This window comes from Bacteroidia bacterium, from assembly GCA_040880525.1.
Lineage (GTDB): Bacteria > Bacteroidota > Bacteroidia > CAILMK01 > JBBDIG01 > JBBDIG01.
This window is the reverse complement of record JBBDIG010000021.1, coordinates 79106-102198: the sequence shown is the minus strand read 5'-3', so window position 1 is coordinate 102198 and position 23093 is coordinate 79106. Positions and strand designations below refer to the sequence as shown.

The following is a 23093-nucleotide window of genomic DNA, read 5'->3' as shown; positions in this document are numbered from 1 at the left end:
CGTAATCACAGGTGATCACAATGCCAGGAGGGCATTATGGCTTCCTGATGAAACAAAGATATGTTTAGATATATTTCCAGTTTGTTTTCCTGAAAATTTTTTGAAATCACATTTTTTAGGAATCCGTTTGTGTTACTTCCGGGCAGGCTAAAATTCTCATGTAATAAAAATGTATTTTATGTGAAGGTATGAAAATTAATCTGGACATTTTTTTTTCAATTTTCATTTCTTGCGATACTTTATAAACTGCTTAATCTGCATCCTTAGTAAATAAAGCTATCGAATTGGTCTGCAATGGTACAATAAATATATTTATCTAACCAGCAAAAACGATAAAATATATTTTGATTTGGTAGGATTCAGTAAGCATATAAAGTAACTTTCTTTACTATAAAAGGATTTAAAATGTTGTATTAGATATATTTAGGTTTGTCAGGTGATATTATTTTGGTAGCCTGCTACAGGTATAAACGTGTGAGTATCTTACTCTCGAAAAAAATAGTTTTATTGCTTGACGATAACGGCATATCACTATCTTTCATCTGCTGCCGCCTCCTCCTATAAAAATCGCGCAGATGAAGACCAGTCAAATCTTCTTCTCAATCCAGTTTTTATGCGTAAAAAGTTGCCTTCCGATAGTTCTCTCCAGGATGTTGAGAAGTTTATATTTTGGCTTTTCATGCTTGAATAACCTACGGTCAGGCACATAGAAGTCCTTGTAATTCAATTGTTCTTTCCAGTTGAACCGGCTGATCATTTCTTGCATCACCTTCGGATGTGAGTCTTTGAATGTGAGCAGAGAGCGAAGAGGTCCATAGTCGAAATAGGCCGGCCCTTCCGTGTAGCGTTTGATTGTAGCATCAGCACCTTTATGGATGGTTTCGAGCGCAATGGTCTTTTTCTGCATCAGGGCTGGCGGCCGCACCCAGCCATAGTGATATATTTCTGCATCCACTTTCGCCACTTGCAGTTTATGGCTTCCTTCCTTTTTGCGGTAGCTCTTGCCATCAAAATCAGGGATTCGCCTGAATGACTGTGCAGACTGATAGGAATGAATATCCGGCAGGTTACGCACTATCCGGATCTCGTAAGGGTACCAGCCGTGTTTGTCGTTGAAATGCCAATAATCGCCAAAAAAATGCTTGTAACGAAAGATCAAACCCTCTATCTCATGATTATCCAGTAGTTCACGGCATCGGTTCCGGATTGTGTCCAGGTATTTCTCATGCACTACCTCGTCTGCCTGCAGATAAAAGAGCCAGTCGCCCGTGCAGGCTTTCATAGCGATGTCAGTCTGATGGGCATTTTCCGTTCCGTCAGGGTATGCCTTCGTATCCCATTCCGTATGGATGATCCTGATCTTATCCGAGTTGATGCGCTCTATTTCCGAAAGCGTGGTATCGTCTTCATCGCCTTTTCCCAATGCTATTACAAATTCGTCCACAATAGGAAGGATTGATTCAATCGCTTCACGAATGGGATAGTAAAGCTTCACCGTGTTTTTTCCGAAAGTAAATCCGCTGATCTTCATGGAGGCAATGCGTAAAAAGTTTTAATGGGTAGAGATGAACTTGAATGTCACGTTTCTGGAACCACCGGAAGGAATAGGGATCATCACTCTTCCCCACAATTGTCCACCTTCTCAATTTTTTCCATGAGTACAGGCGTGTCTCCTTCAGGTTTTGGAAGTTGGATCATGGCGAAAGGCATAGAGGTAGCCTGCGTTACCATACAATTCTCGCCAGGCGAAACATACTCTGCATAAACGATTACCATGTTGCTCTTTTCTACCACCTCAACTATAGAGACGCTATAACCTCCCGTTCCCTTCATTCCCTGGAAAGCAACCGCCACAATGCTATCCTGAAAGTTAAGGGGAGGTGGATTAGAGCCGGTTCCTGAAATCAGCATTTCCCGCCACAAATGCTCCCAGTCGTGCTCATTATTGATGATGACAAAAAATTCGCTGTCAAGCCCTCCCTGTGTGGAAGATAATGTAAAGGGGCGAGGTGGCGATAGATCGGCTTCCTGAGGAGCCGATTTTCGTTGGCAGTTGCATAGCGTAAGCGTCACCATCAAAAAAAGAAGAACATTTTTCATCATTCATCTATTTAATATAGAAATCAATATCTCCACTTTTTCCCACCTGTTTTCTTTCGCGAATATAAAGAGTTTTGATACCTGTGTAAAACTTTTTTCGTTTAATCATAACAAATAGTGGGAATTAGTGGGATTTTCATATAATTTTACCGGTCAAACTGAAACTGATTTATGACCTATTTCCTGGGAGAATTTGCTTGCAAGGCCGACATCAAGGGGCGGATTCTGCTCCCGGCAGGCCTTAAAAAGCAATTGCCTCCGGAAGCGGATGAGAAATTTGTCATTAATCGTGGGTTTGAGCAAAACCTGGTACTGTACCCGCGTACCGAATGGGAACGTATCACATCGGAAATCAATAAACTCAATCCATATAATAAGAAGAATCGCGAGTTCATCCGATACTTTTTCAGAGGTGCTACTGAGCTGCAACTTGATAGTAACGGACGGCTGTTGCTACCTAAGCCGCTCCTGCAATATGCTGGTATAGACAAGGATATGATCCTTTTTGCGCATACCGGCAAAATTGAGGTATGGGGCAAGCAAATATACGACAATATGTTGAGCAGCGAGCCTGAAGACTTTGCTGATCTCGCTGAAGAAGTAATGGGCAATAAAAGATCTGATGATGCAATCAATGGCTGAATACCACATACCCGTGATGGCGAAGGAGTGTATTGATGCACTCGCCATCCAACCGGAGGGCACGTATGTAGACGCCACCTTTGGCGGAGGGGGCCATGCCGCTGAAATCCTGGTACGGCTTGGAGAAAAGGGAAAACTCATCGCTTTTGATAAAGATGAGGATGCACTGCTCAACGCTCCGCGGATGGAACGGCTGATACTGGTACACCATGACTATGCTTACATGAAGAATTACCTCCGGTATCTGGGTACCATACCTGTGCAGGGAATATTGGCTGACCTCGGTATTTCCTCCCACCAAGTGGATACGGCAGATCGCGGATTTTCTTTCCGGTATGATGCAGCGCTGGATATGCGCATGGATGCCGATTTGGAATTGACAGCAGCCACACTGCTTAATACCTATAAAGAGAAAGACCTCCAGCAGGTCTTCGGCATGTTGGGCGAAGTACCCAACGCCCGCACACTTGCAGAGGAGGTAGTGCGCAGAAGGCAAATCGCGGAGATCGGCACTACCGGTGAACTGGTGGATATTGCAGGGGCAGTTTGCCCGGCCTCTGTTCCTGAAAAGAAATACCTGGCGCAGGTATTCCAGGCGCTGCGCATTGAGGTAAATCAGGAACTGGAAAACCTCAAGAGCTTCCTGGAGCAGGCTGCTGCAGTATTGGCTCCGGGTGGCAGACTCGTGGTGCTTACCTATCATTCACTGGAAGATCGCCTGGTGAAAAACTTCTTTCGCACGGGAAAATTCAGGGGAAACGAGGATAAGGACATTTTTGGAAACGTACGTAAACCCTTGCGCCAGTTGCATTCAAAGCCTCTTATTCCATCCGTGGAGGAAGTGGTGCTCAATCCGAGGGCAAGAAGTGCAAAACTCCGGGTAGCAGAAAAATTAAAATGAAACCTGCGGATCAACGCCCGACTAAGAAGGATTTGAAATAATATGAAAAGTTGAATTTGAATTGAAGAAAACCATGGGAAACACAGCAAGAAAGAAGGAGCCACCTGACGTAAAGGAAAAGAAAAGTTCATTGAGGCTTGTGTTTGATCCTGCCTTTAAGGTGGACAAGTATCAGATGCCCAGGCTGATTCCATTCATTCTGTATCTTACTTTCTGGGCCATCCTGTACATAGCCAATACGCATTACGCAGAAGGCACCCTGATCAGTATCAATAAAATGAATAAAGAATTGAAGGAACTGCGGGCAGACTACCTCACCATTAAGGCAGACCTGATGTTTCGGAGCAAGCAATCTGAAGTGGCCAAAATGGTGGAGAGCCAGGGCATTAACGAACTTGATGAACCCCCTAAAAAGATTTACACTGAAGAATAATGAACGTTAAAAGGAACATACTGCTGAGGGTCTATGTCGCCTTTTTCCTGATGGTGCTTCTGTCTGTGGCTATTCTTGTGCAGATCGTGAAGGTACAACAGGTGCAGGGGAAATATTGGAAGCAGCAGGCCCAATCGCTTACTACGGCTTTCGTGAATATTGATCCCATCCGGGGAAATATTTATGCGGCTGACGGAAGCCTTATGGCCACCTCGCTGCCCATCTATGATTTACGGCTGGACCTGAATGCCGATGCCCTGACGGACGAGGTTTTTTATAACAACATAGATTCGCTTTCCTGGTGTCTCGCAAATTATTTTAAGGACCGGAGTGCCCGTGAATACAGGAATTTGCTCGTAAATGAGCGTAATAAAGGCGCCCGCTATTTCTTGCTGAAGCGCGACCTCAATCACATCGAGTTGAAGAAGGTAATCAAATTCCCAATGTTCAGGCTGGGGCGTTACAGAGGCGGTGTTATCGTGGAACAAAACAGCCAAAGGAAAAAGCCTTTTCAGGTGCTGGCAGCACGGACCCTGGGATTCAAAGTAAAGGATGTACGTCCGGTAGGATTGGAAGGTGCTTATGATCATTACCTCTCCGGAACTGCCGGAAAGCGGTTGATGCAGAAAGTCTCTGGCGGAATTTGGATTCCTATCAATGATGAAAATGAAATGGATCCGGAAAATGGTCAGGACATTACCACTACTATTGATATTAATATTCAGGATGTAACGGAGAGTGCCTTGCTGAAGCAACTCCTGCGATACGATGCCCACCACGGATGCGCCATAGTAATGGAGGTGGAAACAGGCGCCATCAAGGCCATTGCGAACCTGGCGGTGGATAAAGACGGAAAATACGGGGAACGGTATAACTATGCTATCGGAGAAAGCACTGAGCCGGGTTCGACATTCAAACTGGCTTCGGCCATGGCACTGCTGGAGCATGGATATATGAAGCCTACTGATACCATCCACACCTTTAATGGCGAGGTGAAATTTTATGACAGAACCATGCGTGATGCCTCTGAAGAAGGCGGCTCCGGGGTAATGACGCTCCAGGAGGTTTTCTCAAAGTCTTCTAACGTGGGAATTTCAAGAGCCATAAACAAAAACTACGGAAGCAACCCCGCCAAGTTTATAGACTTTCTCAATGAAGTGGGACTGAATGATCCTGTTGAATTGCAGATCGCTGGGGAAGGGAAGCCGGTCATCAAATCTCCCAGTGACAAGAGCTGGAGCGGAACCACGCTGCCCTGGATGTCTATCGGCTATGAAGTGAGAATGACGCCTGTGCAAATGCTGACGCTATATAATGCCGTAGCCAACAAAGGCCGGATGATGAAACCCTACTTCGTGAGTGAAGTGACCCAGGTGGGGAATACCGTGGAAAAATTCGACCCTGTAGCGCTCAAGGAAAAAATCTGCTCCGATCAAACGCTGCAGCAATTACTGTCCATGATGACGGAGGTGGTGGATAGTGGCACTGCCGTAAATATCCGTACGTCCCAATATAAGATTGCCGGAAAAACAGGTACTGCGCAGGTTCTGAATGAAGGCAGCTACCGGAGAACCTTAAAGTATCAGGCTTCCTTTGCCGGATTTTTCCCTGCTGATAAACCGAAATATTCCTGCATCGTGGTGATCAGCGATCCCAAGGATGTTTACTACGGTGCCTGGGTGGCAGGTCCTGTATTCCGTGAAATCGCGGATAAGATATATTCCAATAACATTGAGATCCAAACGGAAAACAATCCTGAAGCCATTGCGCAGCCAAGCGTCCAAACGATGATGCGCCACGGCTATGAGCCGGATATCAAACTGATATATGAAAACCTGCAGGTTCCTTATCGCGATCGTACCGTAGTGGATGGTTGGGTAAAGCCGGAGGTGAAGCAGGAGAAAGTGGAATGGAGGCGGCAGCTTCAAAAGGAGAATGAAGTGCCTGACGTCAGAGGACTTGCCCTCACAGATGCGGTGTTCCTGCTGGAAAACCACGGTCTTGATGTAGGATTCAGTGGCTCAGGAAAAGTGGTCAGCCAGTCTGTGATTCCCGGCACTCCCATTATTTCAAGAAGAAAAATTGATTTAACACTTAATTAAAAAGCATAGAAAAAAATTGCCTCTGCTCAAAGACATATTGCCCGGTAATCTCATTGTGCGTTCTGAAGGGGACTTGCAGCAAGAGGTGCTGCATCTCACTTTTGATTCCAGGGAAGTGAAGTCCGGCTCCTTATTTTTTGCGGTAAAGGGTGTATTGGCTGATGGCCACCGGTTTATTTCAAAGGCAACGGAAAGCGGTGCCGTGGCAGTGGTATGTGAGGAATGGCCGGAGGAAGCCGGAAATAGTTCCACTATTATCCAGGTGACAGATTCGCGGGAAGCTCTGGCCATGGCGGCTGCTGAATTTTATGAGCATCCATCCCGGCAACTCGAACTGGTGGGCGTAACGGGCACGAATGGAAAAACCACCGTATGTACCTTGCTATACCAGCTCTTTACCTGGCTGGGCTATCCCTCCGGGTTGCTGTCAACGGTAAATGTGCATATCAGAGAGCAGGTTGTCCCTGCCACACATACTACTCCTGATCCGGTCGAACTCAATAAACTCTTGCGCCAAATGGTGGATGAAGGTTGCGACTACTGCTTCATGGAAGTGAGCAGCCATGCAGTGGTTCAGCATCGTGTCTCTGGGTTGATATTCTCAGGCGGAGTATTCACCAATATCACCCACGACCACCTGGACTACCATCTCACTTTCAGTGATTATATCAAAGCCAAAAAAACTTTTTTTGACCGGCTGGGGAAGCAGGCATTTGCACTTTTTAACGAGGATGATAAAAATGGAAAGGTGATGGTGCAAAATACCTCCGCACGGATCAGGAGTTATGGCTTGCGCTCTATGGCTGATTACTCGGCAAAGGTGCTGGAGAACGATATTACCGGAATGCACTTACGGATAGGGCAGCAGGATCTTTATACTCAGATTACCGGACGGTTCAATGCGAGCAATCTGCTGGCGGTATTTGCCGTAGCCTCGGAACTTGAAGTGCCGGAAACCGAGATCCTTCACGGGCTGAGCAAACTGGCACAGGTGGAAGGGCGCTTTGATTTTGTGCGAAGCGAAAGCGGCATCACCGGCATTGTGGATTATGCCCATACGCCTGACGCGCTCGAAAACGTGCTGCGCAGCATCCGTGAAATAAATATTGAGAAAGGGAATGTGCTTACCGTGGTAGGCTGTGGCGGCAACCGCGACAAAGCCAAACGACCCGTTATGGCGCGCCTGGCCGCAGAATATTCTGATAAAGTGATCCTCACGTCAGACAATCCGCGGAATGAAGATCCGGAAGCAATTATTGACGATATGAAAACCGGCCTCCTGCCGGAAGACCGGGCCAAGATCCTTGTCATTACCAATCGCAGGGAAGCCATTCGTACGGCCTGCCATATTGCAAGCCGTGGAGATATAGTATTAGTGGCCGGAAAGGGACACGAGAAATACCAGGAAATAAACGGAGTGAAAAAGGATTTTGATGATAAAATGGAGCTGTATGAAAACCTGAAAGAACTGATGAGCTGATGTTGTATTATCTTTTTACATATCTCGATGCCGAGTACGGGATACCCGGTGCAGGACTGTTTCAGTTCATTTCGTTCAGGACGGCAATGGCGGTGATGCTTTCGCTCATCATCACCATGCTCTTCGGAAAGCAGATTATTGCCCTGTTGCAGCGGCAGCAAGTAAAGGAATCAGTTCGCAACCTGGGACTGGAAGGACAGATTGAGAAGCAGGGAACTCCGACTATGGGCGGGCTCATCATACTCTCAGCCATCCTATTCCCGGTGCTGTTCTTTGCTAAACTTGGCAATATCTACATTCTCATTATGCTTATTGCCACAGTATGGCTGGGTGCGATAGGATTTCTTGACGATTATATTAAAGTATTCAAAAAAGACAAACGCGGCCTGGCAGGCAAGTTCAAGATCATGGGCCAGGTAAGCATTGGGATTATTGTCGGAGCGCTGATCTATTTCCATCCGGACATCGTGATCCGCGAAAGCATGTCCTCTCATAAACTGGAGCAGCTTGATCCCGGATATGGCGATATATATAATGTACAGGAAAATACTACGGCACAAGATACTGGGCAATTGTACAATGTTGATCTGCATTCCACCAAAACCACGATTCCGTTTTTTAAGGAAAATGAATTTGATTACGCCATCATACTGGAATCCATTTCGAGCGACTACCGCGAATACACCTGGATCCTCTACATTCTCATCGTCATCTTCATCATCACGGCCGTTTCCAATGGGGTGAATATGGCGGATGGCCTGGATGGCCTCGCTTCCGGACTGTCGGCTATCGTATTCGCAGTACTTGCACTCTTTGCCTACGTTTCCGGCAATACCATTTTTGCGGATTATCTTAATATAATGTACATCCCAAATCTGGGTGAGCTTGTAATATTTTCCGGAGCATTGGTGGGGGCCTGCGTGGGATTTTTATGGTTCAATGCCTTTCCCGCGAAGGTATTTATGGGCGATACCGGAAGTCTTGCCTTGGGCGGGCTTATCGCTGTTTTGGCTTTGCTGGTACGTAAGGAATTGCTCATCCCACTGCTCTGCGGCCTTTTCCTTATTGAGAATGTATCGGTGATACTGCAGGTGGCGTATTTCAAATACACCAAAAGAAAATATGGTGAAGGCAGGCGAATCTTCAAAATGGCACCTCTTCATCATCATTATCAGAAATTAGGATTTCATGAAAGCAAGATCGTGACCCGCTTCTGGATCGTAGGCGTATTTCTGGGGCTTCTCACCATCATCACATTAAAGATAAGGTAGCAATGGTGGAAGCGAAGAAAAATATCGTGATTTTGGGAGCCGGAGAAAGTGGAACAGGCGCGGCCATTCTTGCCCGGAAACTTGGCTATGGCGTGCTGGTCTCGGATTCCGGGGCCATTCAGGACAATTTCAAAAAGGAGCTTTTGGATTCAGATATTGAATTTGAAGAAAATGGCCATACTGCCGCCCGGATATTAAAGGCTGACGAGATAATAAAAAGTCCGGGAATTCCTGACAAGGCGGAGATCATTCAGCAACTAAAAAAGCAGGGAACTCCGGTCATTTCTGAGATTGAATTTGGCTACCGTCACAGCAGCGGAACCATGATCGGGATTACCGGAACCAACGGAAAATCTACCACCACCGCTCTTACGCACTACATCCTGCAACAGGAAGGATTGGATGTAGCCCTTGGCGGAAATATAGGCAAAAGCCTGGCGCGCCTCGTGGCTGAGCGCGATCGCGAATTCTATGTGCTTGAGCTCAGCAGTTTTCAACTGGATGGACTGGTAAGCTACCGAAACCACATCGCGGTGCTCCTGAACATTACGCCTGACCACCTTGAGCGCTACGATAATATGTTCCAAAAGTATGTCGAGTCAAAATTCAGAATTGGATTGAACCAATCAAAGGATGACTATTTCATCTGCAACTATGATGATGAGGCCATAAGAAAACAGGTTGAAAAGCACAAGTCCAGTGCAGCGCTCCTGCCTTTCAGCCATAAGGAAACGTTGCAGAAAGGAGCCTTTATTAAAAACGAACACATTCATTTTAATATAAATAAGAGGGAAAATTTCATGACTTCATTTGAAGAAGTTCTTTTACAGGGAATGCACAACCGCTACAATACAATGGCTGCGGGGATTGCTGCCAAGCTTGCCGGTGTTCGCAGCGAAACGATCAGAGAAAGCCTGAAATCGTTCTGCGGCCTGGAGCATCGCCTTGAGCAAGTGGCGAAGGTGCGGGGTATTGATTTTATCAATGACAGCAAGGGTACGAATGTGAACTCCGTATGGTATGCACTGGAAAGCATGAAGCAGCCGGTCGTATGGATAGTTGGAGGAATAGACAAAGGAAATGACTACGGCCAGCTTGCTACTCTGGTAAGAGAAAAGGTGAAAGCCATTGTGTGCCTCGGAATTGACAACTCCCGGATCCGGGAGGCATTTGGTGAGGATATTCCGCTGATGGTGGAAACGCGGGATATGACTACAGCGGTCCACCAGGCTTTTGAGTTGGCCAAATCGGGTGATGCCGTTCTCCTTTCTCCGGCCTGCGCCAGCTTCGATCTTTTCAGAAATTACGAAGACAGGGGAACTCAATTCAAGGAGGCCGTGAGGCATTTGTGATGAGCGGAAATTTTTTGGGCATTTAAATATTTTGACAATTTGAAAATTGAATTTTAAATAAAATGCAGTGGCTGACTTCACGTACGAAAGGTGATATGCTGATCTGGATGATCATTCTCATCCTATCACTATTTTCACTGCTGGCGGTATATAGCTCCACAGGTACGCTGGCTTATCGCTACCATGCCGGCAATACGGAGTACTACCTCTTTAAGCACCTGATGCTGCTCGCATTTGGCCTGGGCGTGGTATATCTCGCTCACCGCGTCAATTATAAATACTACTCGCGGATTTCACAAGTATTGCTCTGGGCTTCAGTGCCGCTCCTCCTGTTAACGCTTTTTTTAGGAACTGAAATAAACGATGCCAAGAGATGGCTCACCCTGCCCGGCATCAATCTCACGTTTCAGACTTCTGACCTCGGAAAGCTGGCGCTTATCATGTTCATTGCGCGGATGCTCAGCAAGAAACAGGATATGATCAAGAGCTTCAGCAAAGCCTACCTGCCCATCATGGGTGCGGTGCTGCTCGTCTGCGCCTGTATTGCCCCGGCTGATCTTTCCACGGCAATGCTGCTTTTTCTTACCTGCCTCATCCTGATGTTTATTGGGCGCATGGATGTCCGGCATCTGCTGCTGGCACCTGCTGCGGGCATAATCGTATTGTGCATATACATCGGCATTGCCACGGCAACCGGCAGCACCGGCCGTATTGAAACGTGGCAGTCGCGCGTGGAAAGCTTCTGGAATGACGACCTGGGAAGTTATCAGAATCAGCAGGCTAAGATCGCGATGGCCACAGGAGGAATATTCGGAAAAGGACCCGGCAACAGCACACAGCGAAATTTCCTCCCCAACCCGTTTTCGGATTTCATTTTCGCGATCATTATTGAGGAATATGGCCTTCTTGGTGGATTCTTCCTCATTTTGCTATACCTGCTTTTGTTGTACCGAAGCATTGCTTTAGTCATTAAAAGTCCGCGCGCTTTTGGGGCCTTGCTGGGGGTTGGCCTGGCCTTCAGTCTGGTGATCCAGGCGATGGTGAATATGGCGGTGAATGTCCATCTCTTCCCGGTAACGGGACTTACACTTCCGCTGGTGAGCATGGGAGGAACCTCCCTCTGGTTTACCAGTTTGTCGCTGGGCATCATTCTCAGCGTGAGCCGCGACATAGAGATTAATGAAGAACTGGAACAGAACGAAAAAATGGCCATTGCATGAGCATTAAGCCACATAAAGATTTAAGGATCATCATTGGCGGTGGAGGCACCGGAGGGCATCTCTTTCCTGCACTGGCGATCGGGCAATATTTGCGCGATCACTTCGGGGCGGAGGTGCTCTTTGCAGGTGCCCTGGGAAAAATGGAAATGACCCGCGTACCGGAGTTGGGATTCGAAATTGTGGGCCTGGACATCAGGGGCTTCAACCGCAGCAATATGTTGAAAAATCTTGCTTTGCCTTTCAAGATCCTGAAAGCTGTACGAAAGGCCGGCAGGATGATCCGCGATTTCCGGCCGCTGGTGGTGGTGGGTGTTGGAGGTTACAGCAGTGGCCCGGTGCTTTACGCGGCTCAGCAGCAAAAGATCCCTACGCTTATTCAGGAGCAGAATTCATTTCCCGGAATTACCAACAAAATGCTCGGGAAAAAAGCCGCCACCATCTGTGCTGGTTTCGAGGGCCTGGAGAAGTATTTTGACCAGAGGAAAATTGTGGTGACCGGAAACCCGGTGCGCCAATCCATTGCCGATAATAAAGGAAAGCCGGACGCTTTTCACGATGAAGTAAATGTATTGGTGATGGGAGGAAGCCTGGGCTCAAGAACGCTGAACGAAAGCATCATCGGCAATCTTGAAAAGTTGCGCAGCGCAAAACTTAAGCTCACCTGGCAAACCGGCAATTACTACTGGAAGGAAATGCAGGAGCGCACAAAAGGAATGCTCAATGGAAGCATAGCCATGATGCCATTTATTGATAACATGGATGAGGTATATCAAAAATCTGACATTGTGGTTTCGAGGGCGGGCGCACTTAGTATCTCTGAACTCTCGCTTCTTGGAAAGCCCACCATCCTGGTGCCTTCTCCCAACGTGGCCGAAGACCACCAGACCAAAAATGCGCGAAGCCTGGAAATGAAAAATGCCGCAATTCTTATTACGGATGCCGAGGCCAGAGAAAAATTAGCAGACGCCATTATTGCCCTTGCAAATGATAAAAACAAAAGATCAGAATTAAAACAAAATATCGCCAAACTCGGAAAGCCTGATGCAACAAAGCGAATTGCTGAGGAAATAATGCGCCTCGCGAAAGGCATTTGAAAATTTAAAAAAAGAAAATAAGGATAAATGATTACTAAAGCGGAATTAAAATTTAAATGAAAAGAATTTATTTCATAGGAATTGGCGGAATCGGGATGAGTGCGCTGGCCAGCTATTTTAAGCTGAAAGGGCATATTGTGGCCGGTTATGACCGCACTCCTTCTGAAATAACTGAGATGCTAAAAGCGCAAAATATCCCTGTGCATTTTGAAGATAATGTGGAACAGATACCACAGGAATTTCGGGAAAAAAATAATGTTCTAGTGGTTTACACGCCAGCCGTTCCTGCTTCCCATTCAGAATTAAATTATTTTAAAAATAATGGTTTTGAAATAAAAAAGAGAAGCCAGGTACTGGCTGAAGTGGTAAACTTTAAATACACAATTGCCGTAGCCGGAACGCATGGAAAGACCACAACAGCGGCTATGATTGTCAACATTCTTCGCGAAGCAAAAATGCCAATGCTGGCTTTTCTTGGCGGAATTGCGACAAATATTCAATCCAATTTTTATAGCTACGAAAATGGGAAGGAAGCCATAGCCGTGGCTGAAGCTGATGAATTTGACCGCTCATTCCTGCAACTGAATCCTGATGTGGCAGTGATCACCAGTATGGACAGCGATCATCTTGACGTATATGCAGATGCAGATCAACTTACCGCAGCATATATCGAATTTTCAAATCGGATTCGGAATAAAGGAACGTTGGCGGTACGTCAGGGATTGAATATTAAAAAACCTGAAATAGCGGAAAAACTAGTGAGTTTTGGAATTGAAGATGACTCGGATATTACCGCAGAAAACATAAGAATTGAAAACGGCCATTTTGTTTTTGAATTAAATGAAAAACAAAAACAAACATTTACTATAAAAATGCTGGTACCGGGCCGGCACAATGTACTGAATGCACTGGCCGCTTTTGCCGCTACCGCTAATTTGGTAGAAAGTCCGCAGCAGGTGAAGAAAGGACTGGAGAGTTTTACCGGGGTGCATCGCAGGTTTGAGTATCATTTACGTACGCCTGAGATGGTGTATGTGGATGATTATGCCCACCATCCTGAGGAATTGCGACAAACCATCCTGGCCCTGCAGGAGCTATATCCGCAGAAAAAGGTGACCGGCATTTTCCAGCCGCACCTCTACAGCCGCACCCGCGACTTTGCAGAGAGCTTTGCGCAAAGCCTGTCATTGCTGGATGAGGTGGTGTTGCTGCCTGTGTATCCGGCACGCGAGGAGCCGATACCCGGTGTGGATGCTGAGATGATACTGAACCGAATGACGCTGGCCGATAAGCATCTGGTGAAGAAGGAGCATTTGCTGGGTTTCCTGCAAACACATAAGGTGGAAGTGCTTGCCACGCTGGGAGCCGGAGACATTGACCGGCTGGCAGGCCCTATCGCAAACCTCCTCCGTCAGCGACTCAACGAAAAACACCTGGCATCATGAAGAAATGGAATGAAATAAAAGAAATGCTGAAGAAGCAAAATAACCTGATCCTGGCGGTGTGCGGGCTTTTGCTGATGGTGGTTTTTATTGCCTTTGCAGAGCGGCATGGCAAGGAATCCACTTGCCACAAAATAGAGGTAGAGATCGCTAATCCGGAATTACGGTTTGTGTCTGAGGACATGATACATTCTATCATTACTGACCAGAATTTTGATTCCCCGGTTAGCCGGAAGCTATCGCAAATAGAGCTGGAGCGGCTGGAGGAAAAGCTGAAGGAGAATGCCTTTGTGCGGGATGCCCAGGTTTATACTACGCTTCACGGTGAACTTCGGGCCCGTGTGGAGCAACGTCAACCTTTGCTTCGTATCTGGAGCAAGAGCGGCCAGGGATATTACATTGACAGGAATGGAATGAAAATGCCGCTAAATCCCAAATACAGCGCAAGAGTACTCCTTGCTACGGGCCACATAGAAGAGGGGCTGGGAAAGGATGACTCGGTACGCACGGAACTGGTTCAGGATCTATATCGGCTGGCGCTGTACCTGGAAGATCACGCGTTTTACAATGCCCTCACAGGCCATGTGCAGGTGGATGCCAACCGTGAATTAATGATCATTCCGAGGGTGGGGAGGCACGAGGTGCTTTTCGGAAGTTTCGATGATTTGGATGAAAAATTCGGGCGGCTCAGCATTTTTTACAGGGAGGCGCTGCCAAAGGAAGGATGGGACACCTACCGGATGATAAACGTGAAATACAAGGATCAAATAATAGCAAACAGATAAAGCATGGAAAACTCAGAAATAATTGTGGGACTTGACATCGGGACGACAAAGATCTGCGCAATAGTGGGCCGTAAAAATGAATACGGAAAAATTGATATTTTAGGGCTTGGCCGTTGCGAATCGGCTGGCGTCTCTCGTGGCGTGGTTACCAATATTGACAAAACCGTGGATGCAATAAAAAATGCCGTGGAGCAGTCAGGCATGAAGAGCGATGTGGAGATCAAGGTGGTGCATGTAGGAATTGCAGGGCAGCACATCAAAAGCCTTCAGCACCGGGGCATCATTGTGCGCAACCGGGCAGAGGATGAAATCAATTATGATGATACTGACCGGCTCATAAATGATATGCACAAGTTGGTGATGCAGCCGGGAGAGGAGATCATTCATGTCATTCCACAGGAATATACGGTGGACAGCGAGCATGGCATCAAAGATCCGATTGGCATGGCCGGGGTACGGCTGGAAGGTAACTTCCACATTATCACCGGCAAAGTGACGGCAGCCAAAAATATCCATCGTTGCGTAACCAAAGCAGGACTTGAAGTAGCCGGACTCATTCTGGAGCCCATCGCATCAGCAGAGGCGGTGCTGGCCGAAGAAGAAAAAGAAGCGGGGGTGGCGCTTGTTGATATTGGAGGAGGAACCACTGACATCGCTATTTTCCAGGAAGGAATTATCCGGCACACGGCTGTAATTCCTTTAGGCGGAAATATTATTACTGAAGATATTAAAGACGGCTGCACGGTGATGAAACGCCAGGCAGAGACGCTGAAAGTGAAGTTCGGTTCTGCGCTGGCTGATGAAACACGCGAGAACGAGATCATTTCAATTCCGGGACTGAAAGGGCGCGAACCCAAGGAAATCAGCGTAAGAAACCTGGCGCATATCATCCAGGCGAGGGTGGAGGAGATATTTGAGCATGTTTATTACGAGATCAAAAGCAGTGGCTTCGAAAAGAAACTGATCTGTGGCATCGTGCTCACAGGCGGTGGAGCACAGTTGAAGCACATTACTCAGCTCGTGGAATATATTACCGGAATGGATACGCGCATCGGTTATCCTACAGAGCATCTTTCAAAAGGGATGATCGAGGAAGTGAAAAGCCCGATGTACGCTACCGGAATTGGCCTCGTGATCAGAGGATTGAACGCACGCAGGAAAAGCTCGCTGACCCAGCCCGGAAACCTGAAGGATCCGGCTAAGGAAAATGGCAAACCAGCGCGCGATCCCTGGTATGCTTCTATATTTTCTAAAGGAAAAAAATGGCTGGAGGATGATAGCGGCATGGACGATTATATTAAGTGATTTTGTTTTATTGATTCAGGTTTAATTATTTTTTTAAACCTGGGATCTGTAAAACCAGCTTGAGGATTTGATAAATTAAAATTGTGTTTTTTTATTAAATCCCAAAACAGAACAAACAGATTTTTTAATTAAAATTGAGAACAATGAAAACCGAGGATTTAAAATTCGACATTCCTAAGATCCAAAGCTCTATTATTAAAGTAATAGGTGTAGGGGGCGGGGGAAGCAATGCGGTGAATCACATGTACGAGCAAGGCATCAAGGGTGTAGAATTCGCCATTTGTAATACTGATTCACAATCTCTTGAGCTAAGCCCCGTGCCCAACAGAATTCAACTGGGTTCAAACCTCACCGAGGGCCGCGGAGCAGGCTCTGATCCTGAAGTGGGAAAGAACGCAGCAATGGAGAATCTTGAGGACATCAAGAACCTGTTAATGAAGGAAACAAAAATGCTTTTTATAACGGCAGGAATGGGAGGCGGTACCGGCACTGGCGCGGCTCCGATTATTGCCAAAGCCGCGCGCGATATGGGTATCCTCACCGTGGGCATCGTTACAACGCCTTTTACTTTTGAGGGATTAAAGCGCAGACGAAAAGCCATAGAAGGCATTGAGCAGTTAAAGGCCAATGTGGATACACTCCTCCTCATCAGCAATGAGAAGTTGCGGGAAATTTATGGAAACCTGCCGCTCTCAAAGGCTTTTGGGAATGCCGATGAAATTCTCTCTACAGCAGCAAAAGGCATAGCGGAGATCATTACGGTGCCGGGCTACATCAATGTGGATTTTGAGGACGTCAGAACCACGATGGCCAACAGCGGTGCAGCCATTATGGGCTCCGGCACAGCAGAGGGTGAGGACCGCGCGTTGAAAGCAGTGGAACAGGCCATAAAGTCGCCACTCCTTGACGAGAATGACATCCAGGGAGCGAAGTACATTCTCCTCAATATTACCTCCGGAACAAAGGAGATCCTGATGGATGAGATCTCAATTATTACGGATTACATCCAGGAGGAAGTTGGTCTTGATGCGGATATGATCTGGGGCCATTGTTATGATGAATCGCTTTCAGAAAAAATTTCTGTGACCATTATCGCCACTGCATTTGAAGGCAAGCACAACAAAAGCCTGAAGGAGAAACCGGAGAAAGTGGTGAGAAAGCTGGATGAGAAAGAGCCGGTTAAATCGCCCACGCAGCAGATGTTTTTGTTTGAGCAGCGCAGGGAAGAAGCGCAGGCAGAGGAAGAACCTCGTCTTGTCAGCGACATAGAAGCAGAAGAGGCCGAACAGGAAGCCCTGGAGCAGGAAATGGAAATGAAAGTGAACGAAGAAAATGTTGCAGAAGAGAATGATGATGAGAAACAGGATCAGCAATCGCTGGAGGTAAAACTGAGAGGAGAGCTTGCGCGGAAAAAGCGGGATTTGCGCGTAGAGAAGTTGAAGCGATTGAGTTTCAGCGTGAAGACTGACCTGGACCAGATTGAATCAGAACCGGCCTTTAAGCGCAGGAACGTACAGCTCGACAAAGTGCCCCATTCATCTGACAGCAATATTTCGCGCTACTCGCTCGAAGAAAAAGAGGAAAAGCCTGAAATACGTCCCAGCAATGGCTTTCTTCATGATAATGTAGATTAGCATTTCACTGCCGAATTTTTTAAGTCCCTGAGTTTTTCTGTTTGTAAGCCCCCTGTAGCTTCGGCTGCCGGGGGTTTTTTTGCGTAGTGCAAAAGGAAAGGCCTGCTCTGGGTCCAGATTAATTATCTCTCACTTTGCAATAGCCGGCAATGGCAGGTCATACCCCAATTCTTCATTGAATCGTTTCACAAGCTTTGCGGAAAGCAGTGGTGATTCTTTCTCCAGGTTTTGGTGAATGAAGAAGTTGATTTCCTGTACACCCCCGGCAATCCATTGTTTCAGCCGCTTAAACCAGTCGTCAATGCGGGTATAGTCGCTTTCGTGGTTTGCACCCACATAGCGGATAAAGGTAAAAGGAGTGGTAAATCGCATGTGCAACAAGTCGCGCCTGCCTGCTGTGTCAGTGAGTACATGGGTAATGGCATGCTGCTCCATGAGATGGCAGAGGCGATCAGTTATATCGCTGTCCTTGTACCACAGTTTGTTGCGCAGTTCAAGCGCCAGCCGCATGTCACCCGGCCAGTTTTGCAGAAAGCTCTCCAGCCTGTCAAAATTCTTCGGCCCAAAGTTATCCGGCATTTGCAGGAAGGTAATGCCAAGATTTTCACCAAACGCACGGTAGCACTCGCAGGTTGTTTCGGTGAGAGCTTCCACGTTGCTGAGCCGCCCAAAGTGGCTGATGCGCTGCGGGATCTTCGGATAAAACCTGAAACCCTGCGGTACTTTCTGCTTCCATTTCTCCATTTGCCCGGCATCGTATTGCTGATAAAAGGTAGCATTAAGTTCTATGGAATTGAACTGCGTGGCGTAATAGGCAAGCTCGTCTTTGGTACCGCGCGGATAAAAACCCTTCAGATCCTGCCGGTTCCATTTAGCACAGCCGATGTAAACAGGAGGCCTGGCTGTTTTCTTTTGTTTCTGCAGGATCCGTATCGTGTCAGAATGCTCAGCCGGCAAGGAGAAATCTATCTCGGATGGATCGGCTATCTTTCCAAACTTCATTTTTTTGTTTTATTGATGAATATCTGTGTAGACAATAATCCGGCAGGTAGAGTTCAGCATATTATTAACAATACTCCAATTGCGATTCTTGAACAAGATAATTCGGCTTTTGAGAATAAAGGCTTGTTCGGTAATAAGAAGCTTCGATACGCCAATAGCTATAATGTGGAGCATCCATGAAAGGCTGATTTTTGATTTATCATACAATTGAGTGCCAATATATTATGGCAAGTAAGAGCGAAAGCATCGAAGAAAGGACCATTAAAAAATTAAGAGATGCCGGATGCCGGTGTAAGGTGTAATAAAAATAGCAGGATCGGAAAACAGCACGTTGGAGAATTCAGATAAAATTGTCTGATTGACAAATCGCCAAGATGAAACAATATGCAGAAAATGAAAAACTGAATTTGTTCAAAACTCTCTTTAAAGAAAGAGAGAATGTATTTGCTATCCGCTGGAAAAAAGGAAAAAAAGCGGATGCATGCCCGCTTATCATCAGGTGATTTACCGTAAACTTAGAGGTAACTTTTGCTTATTTTTGACTGGCGAGAGCGAGAGCAATGAAGGATGATATTACAGCAACCTAAACAGACAGGATAAAATGGAGTACTTTGACAGAAAAAAGCATTGGGAGGACATATATCGTACAAAACAAATAAATGAAGTAAGCTGGTATCAGCCGACACCGGAAACTTCCCTTGATTTCATTGAAGAATTTAATGTGCCTTCAACTGCCAAAATCATTGATATTGGCGGTGGCGACAGTTTTTTAGTTGACCATTTGCTTGCCAGGGGTTATCAGGACATTACCGTACTCGACATTTCGGAAGCAGCTATTGAAAGAGCAAAAAAGCGACTTGGCCAACAGGCTAATAATGTAAAATGGATTGTGGCTGATGCTGCGAAATTTCAACCCACTGTGCAATACGACTTTTGGCACGACCGGGCAGCATTCCATTTTCTGACAGATCAAAAGGAAATCTCCAATTACCTTGAAACCGCACAATGCGGCATTTCAACGACCGGTATTTTGGTAATCGGGACGTTTTCCGAACAAGGACCAAAAAAGTGCAGCGGAATCGAAATAAAACAATATTCGGAAAGAACAATGACTGAAAGACTGGAAAATTTGTTCGAGAAAATTAGGTGTGTTACGGTTGACCACAGGACACCATTTGACACCATTCAGAACTTTGTTTTTTGCAGTTTTAGAAAATTACAGACGGAATAAATAATCTAAACGAACATTCATACAAATCATTTTGAAACCCAGGCCCTGACCAGCGGTGAACATGGAACCGTATTCTAAAGAAAATCTGTTGGTTACAATCAAATTGTCAAACATAAAAATTATGAACATGAAAACAAAAATCATCGCTGGACTTTTCGGACTGGCAATCCCATTTTTAGGACACAGCCAAACATTTAGCCAATACTTTGACGGTGCAGACACTTCCGAAGGGAATTCTTTATTCATACAAATTGACACGGCAGAATCAATCGTTTGGCAAATCGGACCGCCTCAAAAATTGAGTTTTGATCGTGCGGCAACATTGCCAAATGCGATAGTGACGGACACGATTAACAATTATCCGCCTAACAACACTTCACGTTTTTCATTTGGCCTTGCGCAATGGTTCAGTTGGGGCATTTTGGCGATTCGATGGAAACAGAAGTTGGATATGGATCGCGGTTATGACGGAGGCATCATTGAATTCTCCACAGACACTGGAAATACATGGCAAAACGTATTCAATAACCCATACGTTTATAACTTCTACGGGTTTGATCCGGCCAACCAAGACACTCTCATTACCGGTGACTATGCCTTCAGTGGTACAGACAGTACCTGGAAAGATATTTGGTTTTGCCTCGACCAATCGTGGATGTCAACCTTTGATTCACTCATATTTCGGTTTACTCTAAAATCAGATTCGGTTGACAACCATAAAGAGGGGTGGTTAATTGACAACATGGTGGTACATAATAGTATTCGTCATACTGTTAATGAAGTGGCACAAGAAAAATACATGACCGTTACTCCTAACCCGACAACAGGAAGACTCAATATTGCCACCAAGAAAATGAACGAGTTCAACATCATTGAGAAAATTGAACTGGTGAATGTTGAAGGGAGGATTGTTCAGGAGTGGAACGCCAGCCCAACCAAGTTTTACGTTGACATTGGCAATCACCCCAATGGTATTTATTTTCTCAACGTTTTTACCAACATAAATTCCAATACATTTAAAATAGTACTTGAACGATAGCAACTCATGCGTTTTCATAAAACAGGCGGCATATTAGTTTTCATTGGTGCATTCACGGCTATGATGGTTTTGAGTTTTAAGAATGCGGACAAACCCACTCCCTATGAATTACCCGAATTGAGGTTTTTCCCCAAAATGCCTGTTACCGATAACCCTCCAACATTGGAAGGGGCGGAGCTGGGCAGATTCTTATTTTACGACCCCATCCTTAGTGCTGACAAAACCTTTTCCTGTGCAAGTTGCCATAGACAAGAAGTCGCCTTTTCTGATGCACCCAACCGATTCAGTAAAGGAATTGACGGAGATCTAATGAAGCGTAACACTATGCCTCTATTCAACCTTGCCTGGTATCCTGCCCTCTTCTGGGATGGTAAGGCGGCAAGTATTGAGGAGCAGGTATTTCATCCCTTGAGAGCACATAATGAAATGAATTTGGACTGGAGCACGGCAGTTCAGCGCATCAGGCAAAGCGATTTTTACCTGCCAAAATTCCAGGCGACTTTCGGCAACGCAGAAATTGACAGTATATTAATAGCCAAAGCGATTGCGCAATTTGAACGTACTCTGATTTCAAACAATTCCAAATACGACCAGGTGCTGAGAGGTGAGGCATACTTTACGCCAGCGGAATTAGAAGGATTCGATCTCATAAATGATCAAACCAAAGGCGATTGCCTACACTGCCACACCACAGATGCAGATGCCCTGGGAACGACAACAAAATTTAGCAACAACGGACTTGAGGCTGCCTTTAAACCGGACGATTATAAAGATAAAGGAAAGGCAGAAGTAACAGGACAGACAAAAGATGCAGGCCAATTCAGAATTCCTTCGCTGAGAAATGTTGTTGTCACCGCACCGTACATGCACGATGGACGTTTCGAGACATTAGTGCAAGTACTGGATTTTTATAGTGAGGGTATAAATAATAGCTACAATATAGACTCAAAAATGGGAATGGCACATCAGGGAGGAGTTCGGTTGACAGAGAACGAAAAAGAAAAAGTAATTGCTTTTCTCAAAACCTTGACCGATTCAACATTTCTGATAAACCCTGAATTTGGAAATCCGTTTATGACAAAAAATTAGAAAAACAGAATCAAATGAGTGAAATAACAAGCTGTCCAAACTGCAGAGCCGAGTTAAAAACCGGACTTATGTCAAACACTAAATTATTGAGTGCTGACAAGGCAAAAATTATTAACGAGTACCACGATCAAAAATCTGGTAACTACTGCAACAAGTGCGGGAAAGAATTATATGATAAATACAAATCAAAGCTGATTGACGAAAAAAGCAGAATCACAAATAAACTTCAGGATATGATTTCAGCTATTCCGGTTATTTCAACGCACTCTCCTTTGAACTGGGATTACAACATTTTGGATATGGTAACCGGACAATCAACCACCGGTACCGGTGTTATTTCTGAATTTACATCTTCCTTTACTGACTTATTTGGCGCCCAATCAGGAAGGCATAACAAAAAATTAAAAGCCGGGGAAAATATGTGTTTTGCTCAACTTAGAAAACTAACCTTAGATGCTGGCGGAAATGCTGTGATAGCGACCGATATTGACTATTCAGAATTGGGCGATGGCAAAGGAATGATAATGGTTTGCATGGCTGGAACGGCAGTGAAACTTAAAAACTCAGAAGTGCTCGGACAACAAAGAGCCAAATTAATTGAAGAGCTTGTTTCTCTGAATAATCGTCTTCAACATCTTGAACAATTCAAAGTGGAAGCATATTAAAGAAAACCAATGACTAATAAAGATTATTGCGTATTGCGTGAAATGCTATATACAAGGTCATGGGCTTAGTTGCTATCGCAGGAATGGATGCCTTCTACCGCATCACCGCCTGCCGAACCAAATGCGGCAGCTACCCGGCTGGTGTAGTCATCCCAATTTAATGTGACCCCGGCATACGGAATGAAGAGGATCTTCCTGACCGAATTGCCAAGAAATGTTGAAAGGTGATGTTGTGGCCAACCCAGGTAGTCCTCCCCCGGATTGGTGGAATTGCTGAGAAGAAGGAGGCGAATGGTTGTACTTTAA

Annotated in this window: 21 protein-coding genes; 17 read left to right on the top strand and 4 right to left on the bottom strand. The window is 45.8% G+C overall.

The features are described from left to right. Nucleotides 1–586: 586 nt before the first annotated feature. Together WD077_06115 and WD077_06110 are read right to left on the bottom strand one after the other, a co-directional pair. A complete protein-coding gene (locus WD077_06115) occupies nt 587–1531 on the bottom strand; it encodes a hypothetical protein (protein MEX0966793.1) in 945 nt (314 codons plus the stop codon). A gap of 83 nt (nt 1532–1614) precedes the next feature. After that, entirely contained in the window at nt 1615–2103 is a 489-nt protein-coding gene (locus tag WD077_06110) for a protease complex subunit PrcB family protein (protein ID MEX0966792.1), read from the bottom strand. Nucleotides 2104–2271: 168 nt separating this feature from the next. On the opposite strand from WD077_06110, the gene mraZ reads away from it, so the two are divergent. From mraZ to ftsZ, 13 genes are all read left to right on the top strand, one after another. Further along, complete coding sequence (mraZ, locus tag WD077_06105; GenBank protein ID MEX0966791.1) at nt 2272–2742, top strand: division/cell wall cluster transcriptional repressor MraZ; 471 nt, start codon at nt 2272–2274, stop codon at nt 2740–2742. Further along, nucleotides 2723–3643: a 16S rRNA (cytosine(1402)-N(4))-methyltransferase RsmH gene (gene rsmH / locus WD077_06100; protein MEX0966790.1), complete on the top strand. Its 921-nt coding sequence runs from the start codon at nt 2723–2725 to the stop codon at nt 3641–3643. Before mraZ ends, rsmH begins: the two co-directional genes overlap by 20 nt. Nucleotides 3644–3716: 73 nt before the next feature. Continuing rightward, nucleotides 3717–4076 carry an FtsL-like putative cell division protein gene (locus WD077_06095; protein MEX0966789.1) on the top strand — a complete coding sequence of 120 codons (360 nt, stop codon included), beginning with the start codon at nt 3717–3719 and terminating at the stop codon, nt 4074–4076. Continuing rightward, nucleotides 4076–6178 carry a penicillin-binding protein gene (locus WD077_06090; GenBank protein MEX0966788.1) on the top strand — a complete coding sequence of 701 codons (2103 nt, stop codon included), beginning with the start codon at nt 4076–4078 and terminating at the stop codon, nt 6176–6178. The genes WD077_06095 and WD077_06090 overlap by 1 nt, the downstream gene beginning before the upstream one ends. A gap of 16 nt (nt 6179–6194) precedes the next feature. Then, nucleotides 6195–7658 (top strand): UDP-N-acetylmuramoyl-L-alanyl-D-glutamate--2,6-diaminopimelate ligase, encoded by a 1464-nt coding sequence (locus WD077_06085; protein ID MEX0966787.1) that lies wholly within the window; start codon nt 6195–6197, stop codon nt 7656–7658. Next, nucleotides 7658–8929 carry a phospho-N-acetylmuramoyl-pentapeptide-transferase gene (gene mraY / locus WD077_06080; protein MEX0966786.1) on the top strand — a complete coding sequence of 424 codons (1272 nt, stop codon included), beginning with the start codon at nt 7658–7660 and terminating at the stop codon, nt 8927–8929. The genes WD077_06085 and mraY overlap by 1 nt, the downstream gene beginning before the upstream one ends. A 2-nt stretch (nt 8930–8931) precedes the next feature. Beyond that, the gene (gene murD / locus WD077_06075; protein ID MEX0966785.1) at nt 8932–10281 is read left to right on the top strand and encodes a UDP-N-acetylmuramoyl-L-alanine--D-glutamate ligase; all 1350 of its coding nucleotides are present in this window, start codon (nt 8932–8934) and stop codon (nt 10279–10281) included. A 62-nt stretch (nt 10282–10343) separates the two neighbouring features. After that, nucleotides 10344–11501: an FtsW/RodA/SpoVE family cell cycle protein gene (locus WD077_06070; GenBank protein ID MEX0966784.1), complete on the top strand. Its 1158-nt coding sequence runs from the start codon at nt 10344–10346 to the stop codon at nt 11499–11501. Beyond that, nucleotides 11498–12595, top strand: coding sequence for an undecaprenyldiphospho-muramoylpentapeptide beta-N-acetylglucosaminyltransferase (gene murG, locus WD077_06065; GenBank protein ID MEX0966783.1), 1098 nt, complete (start codon nt 11498–11500; stop codon nt 12593–12595). The genes WD077_06070 and murG overlap by 4 nt, the downstream gene beginning before the upstream one ends. A 56-nt stretch (nt 12596–12651) precedes the next feature. Further along, a complete protein-coding gene (gene murC, locus WD077_06060; GenBank protein MEX0966782.1) occupies nt 12652–14040 on the top strand; it encodes a UDP-N-acetylmuramate--L-alanine ligase in 1389 nt (462 codons plus the stop codon). Further along, entirely contained in the window at nt 14037–14822 is a 786-nt protein-coding gene (locus tag WD077_06055; GenBank protein ID MEX0966781.1) for a hypothetical protein, read from the top strand. Before murC ends, WD077_06055 begins: the two co-directional genes overlap by 4 nt. A 3-nt stretch (nt 14823–14825) precedes the next feature. Then, on the top strand, nt 14826–16127 hold the full coding sequence (ftsA, locus tag WD077_06050; protein MEX0966780.1) for a cell division protein FtsA: 1302 nt from the start codon (nt 14826–14828) through the stop codon (nt 16125–16127). Nucleotides 16128–16270: 143 nt separating this feature from the next. Beyond that, nucleotides 16271–17761 (top strand): cell division protein FtsZ, encoded by a 1491-nt coding sequence (gene ftsZ, locus WD077_06045; protein ID MEX0966779.1) that lies wholly within the window; start codon nt 16271–16273, stop codon nt 17759–17761. Nucleotides 17762–17890: 129 nt separating this feature from the next. Here ftsZ and WD077_06040 read toward each other — a convergent pair whose 3' ends face one another. Beyond that, nucleotides 17891–18763, bottom strand: a complete 873-nt coding sequence (locus WD077_06040) for a DUF72 domain-containing protein (protein MEX0966778.1) — start codon at nt 18761–18763, stop codon at nt 17891–17893. Nucleotides 18764–19364: 601 nt separating this feature from the next. On the opposite strand from WD077_06040, the gene WD077_06035 reads away from it, so the two are divergent. The 4 genes from WD077_06035 to WD077_06020 all read left to right on the top strand — a co-directional run bounded on the left by WD077_06035 (nt 19365) and on the right by WD077_06020 (nt 22787). Beyond that, complete coding sequence (locus WD077_06035; protein ID MEX0966777.1) at nt 19365–19994, top strand: class I SAM-dependent methyltransferase; 630 nt, start codon at nt 19365–19367, stop codon at nt 19992–19994. 121 nt (nt 19995–20115) lie between these two features. Continuing rightward, complete coding sequence (locus WD077_06030) at nt 20116–21033, top strand: T9SS type A sorting domain-containing protein (GenBank protein ID MEX0966776.1); 918 nt, start codon at nt 20116–20118, stop codon at nt 21031–21033. A 6-nt stretch (nt 21034–21039) separates the two neighbouring features. Further along, nucleotides 21040–22122 carry a cytochrome c peroxidase gene (locus tag WD077_06025; GenBank protein ID MEX0966775.1) on the top strand — a complete coding sequence of 361 codons (1083 nt, stop codon included), beginning with the start codon at nt 21040–21042 and terminating at the stop codon, nt 22120–22122. A 14-nt stretch (nt 22123–22136) separates the two neighbouring features. Then, nucleotides 22137–22787 carry a heavy metal-binding domain-containing protein gene (locus tag WD077_06020; protein MEX0966774.1) on the top strand — a complete coding sequence of 217 codons (651 nt, stop codon included), beginning with the start codon at nt 22137–22139 and terminating at the stop codon, nt 22785–22787. A 65-nt stretch (nt 22788–22852) separates the two neighbouring features. On the opposite strand, the gene WD077_06015 is transcribed toward WD077_06020, so the two are convergent. Beyond that, nucleotides 22853–23080, bottom strand: a complete 228-nt coding sequence (locus WD077_06015; GenBank protein ID MEX0966773.1) for a Type 1 glutamine amidotransferase-like domain-containing protein — start codon at nt 23078–23080, stop codon at nt 22853–22855. Nucleotides 23081–23093 lie beyond the last annotated feature (13 nt).

Bases quoted from the DNA above. Each gene is read 5' to 3' on its own strand.
- WD077_06115 (MEX0966793.1), bottom strand. From the start codon at position 1,531: ATGAAGATCAGCGGATTTACTTTCGGAAAAAACACGGTGAAGCTTTAC.
- WD077_06110 (MEX0966792.1), bottom strand. From the start codon at position 2,103: ATGATGAAAAATGTTCTTCTTTTTTTGATGGTGACGCTTACGCTATGC.
- mraZ (MEX0966791.1), top strand. From the start codon at position 2,272: ATGACCTATTTCCTGGGAGAATTTGCTTGCAAGGCCGACATCAAGGGG.
- rsmH (MEX0966790.1), top strand. From the start codon at position 2,723: ATGATGCAATCAATGGCTGAATACCACATACCCGTGATGGCGAAGGAG.
- WD077_06095 (MEX0966789.1), top strand. From the start codon at position 3,717: ATGGGAAACACAGCAAGAAAGAAGGAGCCACCTGACGTAAAGGAAAAG.
- WD077_06090 (MEX0966788.1), top strand. From the start codon at position 4,076: ATGAACGTTAAAAGGAACATACTGCTGAGGGTCTATGTCGCCTTTTTC.
- mraY (MEX0966786.1), top strand. From the start codon at position 7,658: ATGTTGTATTATCTTTTTACATATCTCGATGCCGAGTACGGGATACCC.
- murD (MEX0966785.1), top strand. From the start codon at position 8,932: ATGGTGGAAGCGAAGAAAAATATCGTGATTTTGGGAGCCGGAGAAAGT.
- WD077_06070 (MEX0966784.1), top strand. From the start codon at position 10,344: ATGCAGTGGCTGACTTCACGTACGAAAGGTGATATGCTGATCTGGATG.
- murG (MEX0966783.1), top strand. From the start codon at position 11,498: ATGAGCATTAAGCCACATAAAGATTTAAGGATCATCATTGGCGGTGGA.
- murC (MEX0966782.1), top strand. From the start codon at position 12,652: ATGAAAAGAATTTATTTCATAGGAATTGGCGGAATCGGGATGAGTGCG.
- WD077_06055 (MEX0966781.1), top strand. From the start codon at position 14,037: ATGAAGAAATGGAATGAAATAAAAGAAATGCTGAAGAAGCAAAATAAC.
- ftsA (MEX0966780.1), top strand. From the start codon at position 14,826: ATGGAAAACTCAGAAATAATTGTGGGACTTGACATCGGGACGACAAAG.
- ftsZ (MEX0966779.1), top strand. From the start codon at position 16,271: ATGAAAACCGAGGATTTAAAATTCGACATTCCTAAGATCCAAAGCTCT.
- WD077_06040 (MEX0966778.1), bottom strand. From the start codon at position 18,763: ATGAAGTTTGGAAAGATAGCCGATCCATCCGAGATAGATTTCTCCTTG.
- WD077_06035 (MEX0966777.1), top strand. From the start codon at position 19,365: ATGGAGTACTTTGACAGAAAAAAGCATTGGGAGGACATATATCGTACA.
- WD077_06030 (MEX0966776.1), top strand. From the start codon at position 20,116: ATGAACATGAAAACAAAAATCATCGCTGGACTTTTCGGACTGGCAATC.
- WD077_06025 (MEX0966775.1), top strand. From the start codon at position 21,040: ATGCGTTTTCATAAAACAGGCGGCATATTAGTTTTCATTGGTGCATTC.
- WD077_06020 (MEX0966774.1), top strand. From the start codon at position 22,137: ATGAGTGAAATAACAAGCTGTCCAAACTGCAGAGCCGAGTTAAAAACC.